This window comes from Streptomyces sp. NPDC005483 (assembly GCF_040606035.1).
Taxonomy (GTDB): Bacteria; Actinomycetota; Actinomycetes; order Streptomycetales; family Streptomycetaceae; genus Streptomyces.
The window spans coordinates 63,090-79,360 of sequence record NZ_JBEXEA010000014.1 but is presented as its reverse complement, the minus strand read 5'-3'; the positions used below and the strand labels follow the sequence as shown (position 1 = coordinate 79,360).

General features: G+C 71.3%; 18 protein-coding genes. 9 read left to right on the top strand and 9 right to left on the bottom strand.

Annotation, left to right across the window (positions count from 1 at the left end):
* Positions 1 to 2 precede the first annotated feature (2 nt).
* Positions 3 to 983 carry an endonuclease/exonuclease/phosphatase family protein gene (locus tag ABZT06_RS26245; protein WP_355745560.1) on the bottom strand — a complete coding sequence of 327 codons (981 nt, stop codon included), beginning with the start codon at positions 981 to 983 and terminating at the stop codon, positions 3 to 5.
* Positions 984 to 1,120: 137 nt separating this feature from the next.
* Between ABZT06_RS26245 and ABZT06_RS26240 the strand changes: the two genes are divergently transcribed.
* From ABZT06_RS26240 to ABZT06_RS26230, 3 genes are all read left to right on the top strand, one after another.
* Positions 1,121 to 2,473, top strand: coding sequence for an amidohydrolase (locus ABZT06_RS26240; protein ID WP_355745557.1), 1,353 nt, complete (start codon positions 1,121 to 1,123; stop codon positions 2,471 to 2,473).
* A 92-nt stretch (positions 2,474 to 2,565) separates the two neighbouring features.
* Positions 2,566 to 3,255: a DUF899 domain-containing protein gene (locus tag ABZT06_RS26235; protein ID WP_355745554.1), complete on the top strand. Its 690-nt coding sequence runs from the start codon at positions 2,566 to 2,568 to the stop codon at positions 3,253 to 3,255.
* Positions 3,256 to 3,427: 172 nt separating this feature from the next.
* The gene (locus tag ABZT06_RS26230; protein WP_125195555.1) at positions 3,428 to 3,613 is read left to right on the top strand and encodes a hypothetical protein; all 186 of its coding nucleotides are present in this window, start codon (positions 3,428 to 3,430) and stop codon (positions 3,611 to 3,613) included.
* A gap of 2 nt (positions 3,614 to 3,615) precedes the next feature.
* Here ABZT06_RS26230 and ABZT06_RS26225 read toward each other — a convergent pair whose 3' ends face one another.
* The 3 genes from ABZT06_RS26225 to ABZT06_RS26215 form a co-directional block, all read right to left on the bottom strand.
* On the bottom strand, positions 3,616 to 5,559 hold the full coding sequence (locus tag ABZT06_RS26225; RefSeq protein ID WP_355745549.1) for an ABC transporter ATP-binding protein: 1,944 nt from the start codon (positions 5,557 to 5,559) through the stop codon (positions 3,616 to 3,618).
* A 185-nt stretch (positions 5,560 to 5,744) separates the two neighbouring features.
* Entirely contained in the window at positions 5,745 to 6,209 is a 465-nt protein-coding gene (locus ABZT06_RS26220; protein ID WP_355745546.1) for a hypothetical protein, read from the bottom strand.
* Positions 6,200 to 6,862, bottom strand: a complete 663-nt coding sequence (locus tag ABZT06_RS26215) for an ATP-binding protein (RefSeq protein WP_355745543.1) — start codon at positions 6,860 to 6,862, stop codon at positions 6,200 to 6,202. The genes ABZT06_RS26220 and ABZT06_RS26215 overlap by 10 nt, the downstream gene beginning before the upstream one ends.
* 269 nt (positions 6,863 to 7,131) lie before the next feature.
* Here ABZT06_RS26215 and ABZT06_RS26210 point away from each other — a divergent pair, with 269 nt between their 5' ends.
* On the top strand, positions 7,132 to 7,992 hold the full coding sequence (locus tag ABZT06_RS26210; protein WP_355745540.1) for a helix-turn-helix transcriptional regulator: 861 nt from the start codon (positions 7,132 to 7,134) through the stop codon (positions 7,990 to 7,992).
* Positions 7,993 to 8,247, top strand: coding sequence for a DUF397 domain-containing protein (locus ABZT06_RS26205; protein ID WP_123988480.1), 255 nt, complete (start codon positions 7,993 to 7,995; stop codon positions 8,245 to 8,247).
* Positions 8,248 to 8,398: 151 nt separating this feature from the next.
* On the opposite strand, the gene ABZT06_RS26200 is transcribed toward ABZT06_RS26205, so the two are convergent.
* Positions 8,399 to 9,874, bottom strand: coding sequence for a PLP-dependent aminotransferase family protein (locus ABZT06_RS26200; RefSeq protein ID WP_355745537.1), 1,476 nt, complete (start codon positions 9,872 to 9,874; stop codon positions 8,399 to 8,401).
* A gap of 46 nt (positions 9,875 to 9,920) precedes the next feature.
* On the opposite strand from ABZT06_RS26200, the gene ABZT06_RS26195 reads away from it, so the two are divergent.
* A complete protein-coding gene (locus ABZT06_RS26195) occupies positions 9,921 to 10,400 on the top strand; it encodes a carboxymuconolactone decarboxylase family protein (RefSeq protein WP_355745535.1) in 480 nt (159 codons plus the stop codon).
* 49 nt (positions 10,401 to 10,449) lie between these two features.
* On the opposite strand, the gene ABZT06_RS26190 is transcribed toward ABZT06_RS26195, so the two are convergent.
* From ABZT06_RS26190 to ABZT06_RS26180, 3 genes are all read right to left on the bottom strand, one after another.
* Complete coding sequence (locus ABZT06_RS26190) at positions 10,450 to 11,937, bottom strand: glutamate synthase subunit beta (protein WP_355745532.1); 1,488 nt, start codon at positions 11,935 to 11,937, stop codon at positions 10,450 to 10,452.
* Between the two features lie 257 nt (positions 11,938 to 12,194).
* Positions 12,195 to 12,680: an anthrone oxygenase family protein gene (locus ABZT06_RS26185; protein ID WP_355745529.1), complete on the bottom strand. Its 486-nt coding sequence runs from the start codon at positions 12,678 to 12,680 to the stop codon at positions 12,195 to 12,197.
* Between the two features lie 151 nt (positions 12,681 to 12,831).
* Entirely contained in the window at positions 12,832 to 13,539 is a 708-nt protein-coding gene (locus ABZT06_RS26180) for a DUF2293 domain-containing protein (protein WP_355745526.1), read from the bottom strand.
* 2 nt (positions 13,540 to 13,541) lie between these two features.
* On the opposite strand from ABZT06_RS26180, the gene ABZT06_RS26175 reads away from it, so the two are divergent.
* From ABZT06_RS26175 to ABZT06_RS26165, 3 genes are all read left to right on the top strand, one after another.
* On the top strand, positions 13,542 to 13,700 hold the full coding sequence (locus ABZT06_RS26175) for a hypothetical protein (protein WP_355745523.1): 159 nt from the start codon (positions 13,542 to 13,544) through the stop codon (positions 13,698 to 13,700).
* A 14-nt stretch (positions 13,701 to 13,714) separates the two neighbouring features.
* Positions 13,715 to 14,347 (top strand): uridine kinase, encoded by a 633-nt coding sequence (locus tag ABZT06_RS26170; protein WP_355745520.1) that lies wholly within the window; start codon positions 13,715 to 13,717, stop codon positions 14,345 to 14,347.
* Positions 14,348 to 14,506: 159 nt separating this feature from the next.
* The gene (locus ABZT06_RS26165) at positions 14,507 to 14,938 is read left to right on the top strand and encodes a CBS domain-containing protein (protein WP_355745518.1); all 432 of its coding nucleotides are present in this window, start codon (positions 14,507 to 14,509) and stop codon (positions 14,936 to 14,938) included.
* A gap of 22 nt (positions 14,939 to 14,960) precedes the next feature.
* Here the strand turns inward: ABZT06_RS26165 and ABZT06_RS26160 are convergent, their stop codons facing one another.
* Positions 14,961 to 16,088 carry a magnesium and cobalt transport protein CorA gene (locus tag ABZT06_RS26160; RefSeq protein ID WP_355745515.1) on the bottom strand — a complete coding sequence of 376 codons (1,128 nt, stop codon included), beginning with the start codon at positions 16,086 to 16,088 and terminating at the stop codon, positions 14,961 to 14,963.
* Positions 16,089 to 16,271 lie beyond the last annotated feature (183 nt).

The window sequence follows — 16,271 nt, the reverse complement described above, 5'->3', positions numbered from 1 at the left end:
AGTCAGACCCGTACCCACACCGGTGCGTGGTCCGACCCGGGCGTCCCCACCCGCTTGACCGGATCCTGGCCCACCGACGGCAGGACGAGCGCGTCGTCCTGCTGCTCGGGCAGACCCGTCCCCGCCTCGGCTATGCGGCGGGCCAGACGGTGGCTCACCAGGATGTGGTCGATCAGTTCGGCGCGTCCGAAGCTGACGCGGGAGAAGCGGCGCCTCTCGGGTATGCGGGGGGCGATGTCCCAGAGCCGGAACGGATCGCCGACGTCGGGCTTGAGGAACGCGCGCTTCTTGTCGAGCTCGGAGCCGGGCGGGCCCAGCAGGATCTGGGTGGTGGCGGCGTCCACCACGTCGTTCATGTCGCCGAGGACGATCACGTCCCGTTCGGTCCCGGCGCCTTCGAGCAGGAAGTCCGCGAGGGCGCGCAGGGTCGTCGCCTCGGCCGCCCGCCGGTAGAGGGCGTAGGCGCCGAAGCGGGCCCGTTCGGCCTCGTCGTGCGGCTGGAAGCGGTTCCTGCCCTCGGGGGCCGGATACGACAGCAGCTTCGACTTGAGATGGGCGACGGCCAGGTGGAGCACCCCGTCCCCGGTGTCGGTCTCCACCGCGAGGAAGCCGCGGCTGGTCTCGCTGTCATGCGCGTCCGGCTCGGTGCCGTCGTCGCCCTGCACGGGGCGCAGCCTCTCCGCGAACACGTGGGTGTCCCGGCGTATCCGCAGCGGCGTACGGCTGAGGAAGCCGACGCGGATGCCTCTGTGGTCCGCGTGCCGGGAGAGCGCGGTGTGCCACTGCCCGCCGACGGCCTTGGCCAGATCGGCGAGCGTCTCCTCCTGCCTGACCTCCTGGACGCCCAGCAGTGCCGGGTCGAGCGCGGTGATCACGGAGGCGAGCGCTTCCACTTTCGCCTCGTACTCGGCCTCGGTCCTGGGAGCGCCGTCGCCGCTGCGCGGCAGCATCAAATTCTCCAGGTTCCAGGTGCCTATGAGCATGCCGGACCCCTTCCGGAAGGGCGGACGACGGGCGGTGATGAGGCCAGGGTGCATGCGGCCGCGCCGCCGCGACAGGGCGGCGCCGGGATGCGCGGTTCACCCACTGCGAGGGCACGACCGCGTCGTACGGTGCCTGTATGACGCCATCTCCCGCGGGTCTCATCATCTCCCCGTGCACGGTGCTCACGCACGACGATCATGAGCGGGTCGACTTCGTGCAGGACGCCGCGATCGTCGTACGGGAGGGGGTCGTCGAGTCGGTGACCAGCAGTGCGGAGGCCGAGGAACTGCCGGCGGCGGAGCGCATCGACGCGCGGGGGCAGATCGCCCTTCCCGGGCTCGTCAACTGCCACACCCACACGCCCATGGTCGCCCTGCGCGGGATCGCCGAAGACCTGCCGACGGACGAGTGGTTCAACGACGTCGTCTGGCCGATCGAGTCCAACCTCACCGCGAACGACGTGGCGTCGGGGGCCCGGCTGGCCTGCGCCGAGATGATCCGCGGCGGCGTCACCTGCTTCGCCGACCACTACTTCGCCATGGACGCCGTCGCCGCGGTCGTCGAGGAGTGCGGCATGCGCGCGCACCTCGGGGAGGCGTACTTCTCCTCGCAGGGGCCCCAGGGGCGGGAGAGATCACTGGAGTTCGCGCTCCGGCACCGCGGAGCCGCCGGTGGCCGCATCACCACGGCCCTCGCCCCGCACGCGCCCTACACGGTCGACGACTCCGACTTGGCCGCGACCGCCGCGCTCGCCCAGGAGCACGGTCTACCCGTCCATCTCCACGCCTCCGAGAACCGCGACCAGGCCGAGACCAGCCTCGCCCGGCACGGTGTCACGCCCATCGAGGTGTTGCGGCGCACCGGGATCCTCGACACGGACGTCCTGATCGCGCACGGCAGCGGCATCCTCGACCGCGACCTGCCCCTCCTCGCGAGCGCGGCAGGCCGTACGGCCGTTGCCACCGCGCCCCGCGGCTACCTCAAGTTCGCCTGGCCCACCACCACCCCCGTCCGCGCCCTGCGCGACCTCGGCATCCCCGTCGGCCTCGCCACGGACGGGGCCGCCTCCAACAACTCCCTCGACGTATGGGAGTCGATGGCACTCACCGCGCTGATCCAGAAGTCCGCCACCGGCGACCCACGCTGGCTGACATCACGTCAGGCACTGCACCACGCAAGCCTCCAGAGCGCCCGCGCGGTCGGACTCGGTGACGTCGTCGGCAGCATCGCGCCCGGCCGCCGAGCCGACATCATCCTGGTCGACCTCACCGGCCCGCACACCCAGCCCGTCCACGACCTCGCCGCGACCCTCGTCCACAGCGCCCGCTCCTCCGACGTCCGTACGACGATCGTCGACGGCCGCGTGCTGATGCGGGACCGTGAGCTGCTGACCATCGACGTGGGCGCGACCGTACGGGAGTTGGGGGAGCGGATGCCCGCACTGCTGGACCGCAGCCATGGCAGGCGGATCCAGGACTACACGACCTGAAATCCGTACGGGAAAAATCTCCCGCACCACCGATGAGTTCCGCCCCGCCCCACGGTCACCACCCGGACGGACCGTTGCACAGGAGGGACCCCATGGCGTTTCCGGAGATCGTCTCGCGGGACGAATGGCGCGCGGCGCGCGAGGAACTGCTGGTCAGGGAGAAGGCGGCCACGCGCGCGCGGGACGCCCTCAACGCCGAGCGGCGCAGACTGCCCATGGTCGAGGTGGAGCAGGAGTACGTCTTCGAGGGCGGCGACGGCAAGGCCACTCTGCTCGACCTCTTCGAGGGGCGCGGCCAGCTCGTCGTCTACCACTTCATGTTCGCGCCGGAGTGGGACGCGGGCTGCCGCAGCTGCTCCGCGTTCCTGGACCAGATCGGGCACCTGGCCCATCTGAAGGCCCGGGGGACGACGTTCGCGGCCGTGTCGAGAGCGCCGTATACGAAAATCCTGCCGTTCAAGGCGCGGATGGGATGGACCGTGCCCTGGTACTCGTCGTACGGCGGCGACTTCAACCAGGACTTCGAGGCCACCCTGGAGATCGCGGGCGAGCCGGCCGAGCGGCCCGGCGTCAGCTGCTTCCTGCGCGACCGTGACCAGGTCTTCCACACGTACTCGACCTATGAACGCGGCCTCGACGGACTCGGCTCGACCACCAGCTTCCTCGACCTCACCGCGCTGGGACGGCAGGAGGAGTGGGAAGAACCCAAGGGGCGCGCGTCCGCTCTTGGGGCGCCTGCGGGCAGCGTACGCATCAGGTATCACGATGAGTACGAGGACTGACGCATAAAGTAACCGAAGTGACCGTTGAGTAATCGAACTATCACGCTTCGCGCTGAACTCGTGTCAACTACGTCTCAGTACGGCAACTCACCGAGGCTTTCTGGGTCCGGAAGGCGTTAACTCCTACAAGCGCTCCATGGGTGAGTGCAACGCTTTCTGGAGGTGCAGGGTGGTGAACGGGCGAACAGTGCTCGAACGCTTTCCCGCTGGCGGGCCGCGAGGATCGTGGCCGGCGGAGGAGTTCGCGCAGGCGAGGCGTCTCGAGGGACTACAGGCGGAGGTCGTCATGGACCTCGCGTCCGATACGTTCCTGGTGATCGTCCGCAGTGGAGAGACGGCGGCAGACGCCCTCGCATGAGGTCAGCCCGCCTCTTTGGCGGGCACCTTTGCCGTGAACTGCTCGGCCTGGAGCGAGTACAGCTCCGCGTAGACACCGCCGGAGGCCAGGAGCTCGTCGGGTGTGCCGGACTCCACGAGGCGGCCCTGCTCCAGGACGTGCACCAGATCCGCGTGGCGTACGGACGCCAGCCGGTGGGTGATCAGGATGACCGTCTGACCGGTGCCGGCCAGCGCGCGGATCTTCTCGAAGACCTCCAGCTCGGCCCGGGCGTCCAGGGCTGCCGTCGGCTCGTCCACGATCAGGATGCGCCCGCGCCGGTAGGCGGCCCGGGCGATCCCGAGCCGCTGCCACTGCCCGCCCGACAGCTCGTGCCCGCCGCTGAAGTTGCGGGCCAGCAGTGTGTCCAGGCCGCGCGGCAGATCGGCCAGCACCTCCTCGGCGCCGGCCTCGGCGACCGCGCCGGACACCCCTTCGTCGGTCAGCGGTACCGAGGAGCGGCCCACCGCCACGTTGACGCGGGCGGTGAACGGCCACCGCTTGAAGTCCTGGGCGACCATCGCGACCCGCTCGGCGAGCAGGTGCCGGTCCGCGTGCGCCGCGTCCACCCCGTCCCACAGGATGCGGCCCCGGCCGGGGGAGTACAGGCCCGCGAGCAGCTTCACCAGGGTGGTCTTGCCGGAGCCGTTCTCGCCGACCAGCGCGACGATCTTGCCGAGCGGCACGGTGAGCGTCACGTCGTCGAGGGCCGGGCGCGCCGCGTCACCCGGGTAGGTGAAGGAGACGTGCTCGAAGCGGATCTCGCCCGGCTCGTCCGGGAGCGCGGTCCCGCCCACCGGGATCGCCCACTTGGCCGCCTCCTCGTAGAGCCGCTGCAGGTCGCCGACGAAGAGGGCCTCCTCGTGCAGCGCGTTCACCTCGACGACCAGCGTGTCCAGGCTCTGCGAGCCGGTACGGATCGCGATCACGGCCGTCCCCGCCACCGACAGCGCCATCGCGCCCGCCAGCAGGAGCCCGCCCAGCGTCGCGTACGTCGCCGCCGTGGCGATCCCGGTCCAGGCCGCGGCGATCAGCCCCGTCCGGGCGGCCAGCTCGGCCAGCCGGGCCTGCTCCTCCTCCGCCGTCTCCGCCATCGCCCGGAAGTGCCGCAGCAGGAACGGACCCACCCCGTGCACCCGGATCTCCGGTGCCGCCTCGGGTTCGATCAGCAGGGCGCCCAGCAGCCGTCCCGCGCGCGCGTGCTGCACCCAGGCGTGGAAGGACTCGTACCGACGGCGCGCGATGGTCAGCGCGCTCCAGCCGCTCGGGATCGTCATCGTGATCAGCAGCGGCAGCAGCGCCGGATGCAGCACGGTCAGCACACCGGCCGCCGCGATCAGCGAGATCATCGCGTTCACCACGCGGGTGCCGAACGAGATCATCCGGCGGGCCGAGGCGGCGCCGTACTGCGCGGTGTCCAGCAGCTTGTGGAAGGCGTGGTCCTCGATCGCGGCGAGCTCGACGGTGGCGGCCCGTTCCAGATAGCGCTCGGTCGCCACCCGCTCCACCTTGGGCTCGAGGCGCCCGGTGGCATACGTCGACGCGGCCCGCAGCAGTGCCCCGACGAGCATCACGGCGGCCATGGTGACCAGCGCGGGCACGGCACCGCGGAGCCGGCCCTCCAGCGCACCCCCGCCGATCAGCCGACCCAGCACACTGTTGACGGCGAGCAGACTCACGGCCTGCGTCAGCCCCCGCGCCACCTCGGCCCCCACCACGATCCGCGCGGCCCGCCGATCGGCCTGCCAGGCCAGCCGCAGACTGGCCGACAACAGCGACGGCAGCCGGACCACCATGGCCCGGAACCCCAGCTCCAGAAACGCGTCGGCATGGGAGTTCCATCCCATGTCGTACCGCAGGGGCCCACCGAAGAGCAGCTGCTCCGACTCGGAGACCCCGGGTTGCTCGGCGTCCGGTTGTTTCCCCACGGTGGACCTCCCCCGATCGCTGGACGGGGGCAACTATGGCGGGGCGGACGGAGCGGGGGCAGGGCGCAGAGGGGAATTACGGACAGCGCGCGGGCGCACACCTTTGAACGCGGGGGACATCGGCCTGCTCGGCGGCGCGGGGGAACGGAACGACAAGCCCCCGAAGGCCCGCGCCGAAAGACGGCCTAGCCGGCGGAGCTGACCGGCCGGGACCAGCTCGGAGTGGCCCCCGTCAGCCGGCACAACGCCAAGTACAGCGGTATCGGCGGCGTGTACGGCAGCGTCCCCTCCGCCCGGTGGACGAGAGAGGGCACCACCGGGGCGTCCGGAACAACCGCCCCGGTGGCGTACTGGGCAGGCGCGGGCCACTCGAGCGCGTAGTCGGAGTCGCCGGGAACGAGCCACCACCAGTGCGTGGCATCGGCGTACACACACCCGACCCGTGGCAACCGGGACACCAGCTGCTTGCTCAGCAGTACCGGCACCCCCACCGCGTCACAGCCCAGCGGCACCGTCATCCCCTCCGGCACGGCCAGCCTGTACGGCGTCCCAGGCGTCCCAGGCGTCCCAGGCGTACGCAGCCCGCGTCCGAGGCGGACCAGCGTGTCCAGGGTCAGCACCTGGCCGCCGGACCCGCTGCTCACGCCCATGGGCCCGCGCCCCCCGCTCCGTGCTCGCGCGCTTCCCCCTCGGGCACCGCTCGGTGATGCTCCTCGGCCTCGTCCCCCTGGCCGGGCTCCCCGGAGGGAACCGGCTTCGGGCGGGCCCCCCAGCCCAGGTCGTTGCGCGGACCGGTGTCCTCGCGGGGCTCGTCCGCCTTGCGCGGCAGCTCCGCCCAGACCAGCAGACCGGGGCCGTGCTCATGGGCGCCCCACGCGTGACAGAGGGAGTCGACGAGGAGCAGTCCCCTCCCGTGCTCCTCTTCGCCGCGCTGCGGGGACGGATGTGGTTCACCCGGCGCGCAGCCCTCGTCACGTACGGCTATCCGCACCAGGTCGTCGTTGTCGTGCAGCTCGCAGACCACACGGCTGCTCGCGGTGTGCACGATGGCGTTGGTGACCAGCTCGGAGACCACCAGGGCGGCCGAGTCGCAGGTGTCCTCGCAGACCGACCAATGGGTCAGTCGCGCCCTCGTCAGGCGTCTGGCCTGCGCGGGAGAACCCGGGTGCGCGGCCAGCTCGAAGCGGAACCGGCGCCGGGCAGCGGCCCTGTAGAGGCCTGCTCCCGCGGCGGCACCGAGACCCTGGGGGTGATCTTCGGCTGCATCTGTTCCTAAGGGCGGGGACGGAATCACGCTTGCCACTATCGCCCCGTCGTGAACACTTGGCAAGTGTCACTCTGAAAAATGCAGAGTGCTGTGTGACGTGGCGGAAGGCCGTGGCACACTGCTCGCAACAGCATGTTGAGCGGCGCCAGTTGGGATCACCGGAGATCCGTACGTACCGGTATTCGTATCCGTACAGATCTTCGAATCAGGTCTTCGAATGGCGCCGCTGGCCTGTCAGCATGCTGGTGGCTGCGACGCCCGTGCATGACTTCGACGCCCGTACGCGACTTGAGTGGAGGTGGAGCGTGAGCGAACCGCGGTCCGCGCCGACGGTCGGCCAGGTCGTCCTCGGTCGGCGCCTGCTGGACCTGCGGGAACGCGCCGGGCTCAAGCGCGAGGAGGCCGCCCGCGTCCTCCGCGTCGCCCCCGCCACCGTCCGCCGTATGGAGATGGCCGAGGTCGGGCTCAAGATCCCGTACCTGCAGCTGCTGCTGAAGGCCTACGGCGTCTGCGACCAGGAGGCCGAGGACTTCGTCCAGCTCGCCGAGGACGCCAACCGCCCCGGCTGGTGGCAGCGCTTCCACGATGTACTGCCCGGCTGGTTCTCGATGCACGTCAGTCTGGAGGGCGCGGCCGCGCTCATCCGCGAGTACGAGCCGCACTTCGTGCCCGGTCTGCTCCAGACCGAGGACTACGCGCGTGGTGTCCTGCGCTCGGGCGCCATCGGCCAGACCAGCCCCGAGGACATCGAGCGCCATGTGGCCCTGCGCATGGAACGGCAGGGACTGCTCACCCGTCAGGACGCGCCCCGGCTGTGGGTGGTCATGGACGAGACCGTGCTGCGCCGCCCCGTCGGCGGCCCGGAGGTGATGCGTGCGCAGATCGACAAACTGCTCGAGGCAACGAAGCTGCCCAACGTGACGCTTCAGGTCGCCCCGTTCGCCAACGGGCCGCACCCCGGCACGTACGGACCCTTCGTGCTCTTCCGATTCGCCGTGCCCGAACTTCCGGACATGGTCTACAGCGAGTACCTGACCGGCGCGGTCTACCTCGACGCGCGCGTCGAGGTGGCGACCCACCTCGAGGTCATGGACCGCATGGCGGCGCAGGCCGCTACGGCACATCGCACGAAGGAGATCCTCCGGGATCTCCGCAAGGAGCTGTGAATGAACCGCATCAAGCCACGCCGTCCCGTCTACAACGGCATGCCCGCCCGGGAGCTGGGGAGCGAAGGCTGGCACAAGCCGTGGAGCGGCGGCAACGGCGGCAACTGCCTGGAGGCGATGAAGCTTGCCGACGGCCGGATCGCCGTGCGCCAGTCCACCGATCCGGACGGGCCGGCGCTGATCTACACCACCGACGAGATGACCGCGTTCATCGAGGGCGCGAAGGCGGGGGTGGCCGACTTCCTGCTCTCCTGACCTCGTTGCTCGATTGCTCAATTGCTCGATAAACGCTGATGGTTGAGATGCTCGTCCTTCACCCTTGAGGGGCATGCCGCAACAGATCTCTTCGACGCCGACGACTGCTCCCCTGTCTCCACGAGATGCGGGAGCAGTCGCGCGTTCGTCCCTACGACACCCGTGTCCCACCCGGCGCCAGCGCCCCGCACAGCGCCTCCACCGCCGCCCCGTACGCGTGCTCCGAAGGCGTCGCGTACCCCACGACCAGACCGTCATGGGCCGCCATGTCCGTGTCCGGGTGGCGGAACTCCGCGAGCCCGTCCAGCGCGACCCCCTGCCGGACCGCGGCCTCGACGGCGGACCGCTCGGTGCCCGGGGGCAGCCGCAGCACCGCGTGCAGCCCCGCCGCGACCCCGCTGACCTGGATGTGCGGGGCCCGCTCGGCCAGCGCGGCGACGAGCCGGTCCCGGCGGCCGCGGTAGCGCTGCCGCATCCGGCGTACGTGACGGTCGTAGGACCCGGAGACGATCAGGTCGGCGAGGGCCAGCTGGTCGGGCACGCTCGCCCAGGCCTCCCGCTCGCCCTTGGCCGCGAGCACATCGCCGACGTAGCGCTCGGGCAGCACCATCCACCCCAGCCGCACCGCGGGCGACAGGCTCTTGCTGACCGAGCCGATCAGGATCACCCGCTCGGGGTCGAGGCTCTGCAAGGCGCCGACCGGCCTGCGGTCGTAGCGGAACTCCCCGTCGTAGTCGTCCTCCAGCACCACCGCCCCACGCGCGCGTGCCCAGTCGACCACCGCGGCCCGGCGCTCGGCGTGCAGCGGACCGCCGGTGGGGAACTGGTGCGCCGGCGTCAGCAGTACGGCCCGCTCGCGGGTCAACCGGTCGACGAGCGCGCCGTGTTCGTCGAGGGGGAGTGGCACGGTCCGTACCCCTTCGGCCGCCAGCAGCTCCCGGTGGAACGGCAGTCCGTACGCCTCCACGGCGAGCGGTCCGCGCAGGACCTGCCTGCCCCCGTCTCTGTTTCCGCCTCCGCCCCCGAACAGCAGCCGCAGGGCGTGCGCGAACCCGGAGCAGACGACGATCCGGTGCGGCTCCGTCCGCACGCCGCGCGCGCGTGCGAGATATGCCGCGAGAGCCGCTCTCAGCTCCGGCCGTCCGGCGGGATCGCCGGGGCCGAAGACCTCGTTGGGGGCCTGTGAGAGGGCCCGGCGGTAGGAGGCGAGCCACGCGGGCCGGGGGAACGCGGAGACGTCCGGGGTGCCCTGACGGAGGTCGTGCCGGGGGGACCGGCCGTGGCGCGGGGCACGCGCGCATGGGTCAGGTGCGGGCGCTTTCTTATGTACGGCGGGGTGGAGCGGCCGGGTCCGTTCGGCGACGTGGGTGCCGGCACCCTGGCGGGCCGTCAGCCAGCCCTCGGCGACGAGTTCGGCGTAGGCGTCGGCCACCGTGTTGCGGGCGACACCGAGGTCGGCGGCGAGTGAGCGGTACGGCGGCAGCCGGGTGCCCGGAGCGAGCCGCCCGCTGCGTACGGCCTCACGCAGCGCACCGATGAGAGCGGCCCGCTTGCCGCCCGGCGCGGAGAGCTCCAGGTGCAGGTCGGAGCCGATCCGCTCCGCGTAATTGACCCATGATTCCCGCATGGAAATGCACCCTACAGCCGGTCTTTCCAACCCGTAGGTTGGTCACATGACCACGACGAACACGCACATCACAGGTACGGCTCGACTGAACCTCGCGAAGGCCGCCCCGAAGGTGTTCCGGGCCCTGGTCGGCTTCGACACGGCGGCCCGCGAGGGCCTCGACCCCGCCCTCGTCGAACTGATCCAGATTCGCGCCTCGCACCTCAACCACTGCGCGTACTGCCTCCACATGCACACCAACGACGCCCGCAAGGCCGGCGAGACGGAGGACCGCCTCCACATGGTCCCGGTCTGGCGAGAGGCTCGCCATTTCTTCACCGAGAAGGAACAGGCCGCCCTCGCCCTCACGGAGGCCGTGACGCTGGTGGCCGACGGGGGAGTCCCCGACGAGGTCTACGGCGAGGCCGCGGCCCGCTTCGACGAGCAGGAACTGGCCCATGTGCTGTCCCTGATCCTCACGATCAACACGTGGAACAGGGTGGCGCTGGCCACGGCGAAGGTGGCGGGGACGGACGAGCGGGGGTGAGCGGCGCGGGGGTGAGCGGCCGGGGGCCGGGACTCTTCTCTGCGCCGCCCTACACGGTCATCGGACGGTCGTACGGCCCGATCGGCGCGGGCAGTCGCGAACTCCCCGTGAGATACCGGTCGACCGCCGCCGCGACCGCCCGCCCCTCCGCGATCGCCCACACGATCAACGACTGCCCCCGAGCGGCGTCCCCGGCGGCGAACACCCCCGGCACGTTCGTACCGAACCCGGCGTCCCGGGCGACCGTCCCGCGGGGCTCCATCTCCAGCCCCAACTGCTCCACCAGCCCGTCCCCCCGGTCCGGCCCGGAGAACCCGAGCGCCAGCAGCACGAGGTCGGCGGGAAGCGTCCGCTCCGTGCCCTCCACCGGCCGCCGCGCCGCGTCCACCTCGACGAGGTGCAGTGACCGCACGTGTCCGTCCTCGTCCCCGGTGAAGCGCAGCGTGGACGCCGCGAACAACCGCGCGTCCGCATCCGCCGCGGGCGCCGTCTCCAGATCGCGGGCCTCCTCGTGCGCAGCCGACAACCGGTAGATCTTCGGGTAGGTGGGCCAGGGCTCCACGTCCTCGTCCCGCTCACCGCCCGGCTGTGCGTAGATGTCCAACTGGCTCACGGAAGCGGCGCCTTCACGTACCGCGGTCCCCAGACAGTCGGCCCCCGTGTCACCCCCACCCACGATCACGACATGCTTCCCGGCGGCCGACATCGGGGACACCGCCAGTTCCCCCTCGCGCACCCGGTTGGCCAACGGCAGGTACTCCATGGCCTGTTGGACCCCGGCCAACTCCCTCCCCGGCACGTCCAGTTCACGCCACGCCGTGGCCCCCGTGGCGATCACCACCGCGTCGTACCGCGTCCGCAACTCGGCCGCCCCGACATCCCGCCCGACCGCCGTGGACGTGCGGAACTTCGTCCCCTCGGCCCGCATCTGCTCGATCCGCCGCTCCAGATGGCGCTTCTCCATCTTGAACTCGGGGATGCCGTACCGCATCAGCCCGCCGAGCCGATCGTCCTTCTCGAAGACGGCGACCGTGTGCCCCGCCCGCGTCAACTGCTGTGCCGCGGCGAGCCCGGTCGGCCCCGACCCGATCACCGCGACGGTCCGCCCCGACAGCCGGTCCGGCGGCCGCGGCGGCGTGAACCCGAGCTCCCAGGCCCGGTCCGCGACGGCCACCTCGACGTTCTTGATGGTGACCGCCGGCTGGTTGATGGCGAGCACACACCCGGCCTCGCACGGCGCCGGACACAACCGCCCGGTGAACTCGGGGAAGTTGTTCGTCGCGTGCAGCCGGTCCGCCGCCTGCCGCCAGTCCTCCCGCGAGACCAGGTCGTTCCACTCGGGGATGAGGTTCCCCAGCGGACAGGCGTCGTGGCAGAACGGGATGCCGCAGTCCATGCAGCGATCCGCCTGTTTCGTGATGATGGGCAGCAGTGCTCCGGGGACGTACACCTCGTCCCAGTCCCGGACCCGCTCCTCGACCGGCCGACGGGGCCAGTCCTGGCGCGGGGTGGTCATGAATCCCTTGGGATCGGCCATGGCCGTCTTCCTCGCTCGCACTGGTGACGCTGACGCGTCCGACATGGCCGTGCGTCATCGGGCGGCACTCCTGCGGAACTTCTTCCGGCCACGATACGACTCCTCGGCCACTCGCGCAGAGTGCCGGGGAGCTGTCGGGGACAGCGCTTTCACTGTGCTCCGGAGGTGGGGCGTAGGTGGAGGTGGAGGTGGAGGTGGGGGCGGAGGGGGAGGTGGGGCGGAGGTGGAGGGGGAGGCCTGGGACGGTGGGCGTGCGTTCACGTGAGGGCCAGCACGTACGCCAGCGCCGCCCCGCCCGAGGCGATCGCGCGGACGTGGTTCCACATCGTCCACTCGCGCACGTACGCCGGCCAGTAGGCCGTGGCCTCCGGGGTGCCCGGGGCCAGCCTGAGCAGGGCGTCGTTGCGGGGCACGTTCGCCACCATCGTCAGCCCGAACGAGCCGAACAGGTACAGCGCGCTGCCCACCAGCAACTCCACGGTCCCCTCGTCCGGCCACAGCACGAACGTCACCACCGCGATCACCGCGGACAGCACCGCGGAGCCCGCGAACACGGCCATGAACGGTGGCCGCACCGCGCTCACGTTGATCGCGTTCATCGCCGCGACGCCCTGTGCGGGCGGCAGGTCGGCGAGCCCTCTCACCACGAACGTCGAGAAAGCGCAGAACACCCCGGCCACCAACCCGGTCCCGAGCACCCCGAGCACGACCAGTACGAAGTAAGGCCCATCGATCGTCACCACACCAGCTCCTGCCTCCTGCCCCGCACCACCCGTCCCGACCAGTGAATCCCGCCGCCGCCTCCCGAACCATGGCCATTCCGCGCACCCCCATAACCAGACGTCCATCCGTACGGGTTGCCCAGCCGTGCCGAGCAGTCCAACGCCGGGGTCGTCAGCCCGCCTTCTCCCGCACCACCATCCCCAGATCCCGCCATTCCCTCAGCACCGCCTCCACACGCCCAGAGATCCGCCGCCGCGCCTCGTGCCGTGCCACTCCGCTCATCAGCAACGAGTCGTACGGCGTGTCCACATGCCGCACCGACGCCACCACCGCCGACACCACCGCCCCCTCCGACAACGCCCGCCCCGCCGCACTCCGCCCCACCCGCCCACTGCCCCGCAGGGACGCGTGCGAGGCGATGGCCCGGGCCCGCTCGTCAGGGCACCCCGGAAAAAGCCGCCGTATCTCCGCAGCGAACTCCGCCGCGAACCGCACGTCCTCCGCCGCCCGCCGCCGCGCGTCCCGTGCCCGGCGCCGTCGTCGTGCCTCCGCGTCAGCCAGACACCGCTCCTCGGCCCGCGCCAGCCCCGCCTCCTCGACGAGGACGCCCTGCCGCTCGTAACGCCCTTTGCGCCGGTTGAACCGCACGACGACCGCCGACAGCGTGCTCTCCTCCCGCGACCGACGCGTGAGCGCCGTGTCCCCGCGCGGCAGAAACACCAGGTGTCCGAGGTCGGCGCAGTCGAGACACCGCGGCGCCCCGCCCTCGACGACGAGCAGCGCCAGCGGCCCGCCCCGGCACTCCCCACAGTGCCGCCTCCTCAACGGCTGGACGACGAGAAGTCCGCCACGGGTCGGGGGAGTCGCCAGGCCTGTCATGAGTGGTTCATTCCCCGGCCGCACCCACCACCGACACCCACGTCCGACGCCGCGTCGGCGACACGATCCCGCCCGCCACCGCCAGCCTGGCGGGCGGCGCGCAGGTGCGCACAGTCGATCTCGCGGGCGAGACCACCAGCGACGTCCTGAACGTCGGCTGACGCATCATGGCCGTGTGCGACTCGAAGCGATCACCTGGGACCTGCTCGGCGAGCGGCTGGCCGACCGACTGCTCGACCTGAAGCCGGCCGACGGCAGCCCCTGGCCCCGCGTCGCCCTCGACGGTGCCCCGGCGGCCCGCCCGGGCGAACTCGCCGAACGGGTCGCGGAGGCCCTGCGGATACGCGGCCGCCCTTCGCTCGTCGTCGGCATGGAGGGCTTCCTGCGTCCCGCCTCGCTCCGTCTGGAATACGGCCACCACGACCTGGAGGCCTACTACGACGGCTGGTTCGACATCGGCGCCCTCTGGCGCGAGGTCTTCGGCCCCCTCGAACCCGGCGGTGACGGCCGAGTCCTGCCCGACCTGTGGGACCCGGTCACCGACCGCGCCACCCGCAGTCCCTACGTCCGTCTCCCGCCCGGCGGCGTTCTGTTGATGCACGGCCCCCTCCTGCTGCGCCACTGGTTCCCCTTCGACCTGACCGTCCACGTCCTCCTCTCCGAGGGCGCCCTCCGCCGCCGTACCCCCGAGCCCGACCACTGGACCCTCCCCGCCTACGAGCGCTATGCCGACGAGAGTGACCCGGCCGGTACAGCCGATGTCCTCGTCCGCGCCGACGACCCCCGCCACCCAGCGTGGAACGGCTGACCGGGCAGGTCCGGGCACTGCGGCGTCGCTGCCAGGGCCCGGCCGTCGTCACTGCGGGGTTCCGGGTGCGGGCCCCCGGCGGCGCGGCGAGAATGTAGGGCGCCGGGACTTGCGGTGCCGCCCGCGCCGCGCCGGCCGTCCGGCACCGGGAGGTACTCCATGACCACCGCCGGAGACATCATGCACCGGGGCGCCCAGTGGATCCCCGCCCACGAGACCCTCGACCGCGCCGCCCAGCTGATGCGTGAACTCGGCGTCGGAGCCCTGCCCATCAGCGACGCGGACGAACGGCTGTGCGGCATCCTCACCGACCGCGACATCGTCATCGGCTGTGTCGCCGTGGGCCACGACCCGGCCAAGGTGACCGCCGGTGAGATGGCCCAGGGGACACCCCGCTGGATCGACGCCGGCGCCGACGTCGCCGATGTCCTGCACGAGATGCAGGAGCACCGGATCCGCAGGCTCCCCGTCATCGAGAACAAGCGTCTGGTGGGCATGATCAGCGAGGCCGACCTGGCCCGGCACCTGACGGACGAGCAGATCGCCGGCTGGGCCGAGAGCGTCTACGCGCGCTCCTCCACCACCCACTGACCCCGACCCGGGGACACCCCCGTCACAGCCAGCCGTTGCGCCGGAAGCCGCGGTACAGCACACCGCAGCCGACGACTATCACGCCCATGACCAACGGATAGCCGAACGTCCAGTGCAGCTCCGGCATGTGGTCGAAGTTCATGCCGTACACACCGCAGATCATCGTCGGGACGGCGATCACCGCCGCCCACGCAGTGATCTTCCGCATGTCCTCGTTCTGCGCGACCGTCACCTGCGCGAGGTGTGCCTGAAGGATCGAGTTGAGCAGTTCGTCGAACGCGGCGATCTGCTCCTTGGCGCGCAGCAGATGGTCGGACACGTCGCGGAAGTACGCCTGTATCTCCGGGGCGACGACCTGGATCGGCCGGGTGGAAAGCTCCTCCAGCGGACGGCTGAGCGGGGCCACCGCCCGCTTCAGCTCCAGGAGTTCACGCTTGAGCTGGTAGATGCGGCCCGGGTCGACCCGGGCGCCGTTGTCCGCGAACACCGCCGTCTCGACCAGGTCGATGTCCGACTGCATCGAGTCGGTGACGTCCAGGTAGTCGTCGACCACATGGTCCGCGATCGCGTGCAGCACCGCGGCCGGCCCCTTGGCGAGCTGCCCGGGGTCGGACTCCAGCTCCTCGCGCAGCGGGCCCAGCGATCCGTGGCTGCCGTGCCGCACCGTGATCACGAAGTCCTCGCCGACGAACACCATGATCTCGCCGGTGTTGACCACCTCGCTCGTCGCCGTGAGCTCTTCGTGCTCGACATAGCAGACCGTCTTGAACACCGCGAACAGCGTCTCGCCGTAGCGCTCCACCTTCGGACGCTGATGGGCCTCGACCGCGTCCTCGACGGCCAGCGGGTGCAGGTCGAAGAGGTCCGCGATGCCCTCGAACTCATGGTCCGACGGCTCGTGCAGGCCGAGCCAGACGAAACCGTCACGCCTCTTGCGTACCCGCTCCACGGTGTCGACCAGATCGCCGTCGACCGGGACGCGGGCTCCCTCCCGGTACGTCACGCAGTTGACCACCGAGGTGCCCAGCGGGGAGCGGGCGTGGTGGCTCAGGTCGACGCGCGGGCGCCGCCGGGCCAGCCGGGCCACCTTGCGCAGGCCGCCGACCCTGCCGAGGCCGGTGACCCTTCGCAGATTCCCTGCCATGGACATCTGGATCTCCTTGCGTGGATCTCCCCGTTCGACGCGTTGCTGCGCCCTGGCGAGCCAGTGTGCCAGGCCGACGTAAGCGCCGGGTGAGCCTGTGGACAGGGCAGGTTCCGCTTGGTTCCCGCCTGTGGAAAACCGTGCGCACCTGCCTCGGCGCCGCTCGCCCGACAGCTCATGTCGGCCGTC

Bases quoted from the DNA above. Each gene is read 5' to 3' on its own strand.
- ABZT06_RS26245 (WP_355745560.1), bottom strand. From the start codon at position 983: ATGCTCATAGGCACCTGGAACCTGGAGAATTTGATGCTGCCGCGCAGC.
- ABZT06_RS26240 (WP_355745557.1), top strand. From the start codon at position 1,121: ATGACGCCATCTCCCGCGGGTCTCATCATCTCCCCGTGCACGGTGCTC.
- ABZT06_RS26235 (WP_355745554.1), top strand. From the start codon at position 2,566: ATGGCGTTTCCGGAGATCGTCTCGCGGGACGAATGGCGCGCGGCGCGC.
- ABZT06_RS26220 (WP_355745546.1), bottom strand. From the start codon at position 6,209: ATGGGCGTGAGCAGCGGGTCCGGCGGCCAGGTGCTGACCCTGGACACG.
- ABZT06_RS26205 (WP_123988480.1), top strand. From the start codon at position 7,993: ATGAACCGCATCAAGCCACGCCGTCCCGTCTACAACGGCATGCCCGCC.
- ABZT06_RS26200 (WP_355745537.1), bottom strand. From the start codon at position 9,874: ATGCGGGAATCATGGGTCAATTACGCGGAGCGGATCGGCTCCGACCTG.
- ABZT06_RS26195 (WP_355745535.1), top strand. From the start codon at position 9,921: ATGACCACGACGAACACGCACATCACAGGTACGGCTCGACTGAACCTC.
- ABZT06_RS26190 (WP_355745532.1), bottom strand. From the start codon at position 11,937: ATGGCCGATCCCAAGGGATTCATGACCACCCCGCGCCAGGACTGGCCC.
- ABZT06_RS26180 (WP_355745526.1), bottom strand. From the start codon at position 13,539: ATGACAGGCCTGGCGACTCCCCCGACCCGTGGCGGACTTCTCGTCGTC.
- ABZT06_RS26165 (WP_355745518.1), top strand. From the start codon at position 14,507: ATGACCACCGCCGGAGACATCATGCACCGGGGCGCCCAGTGGATCCCC.
- ABZT06_RS26160 (WP_355745515.1), bottom strand. From the start codon at position 16,088: ATGTCCATGGCAGGGAATCTGCGAAGGGTCACCGGCCTCGGCAGGGTC.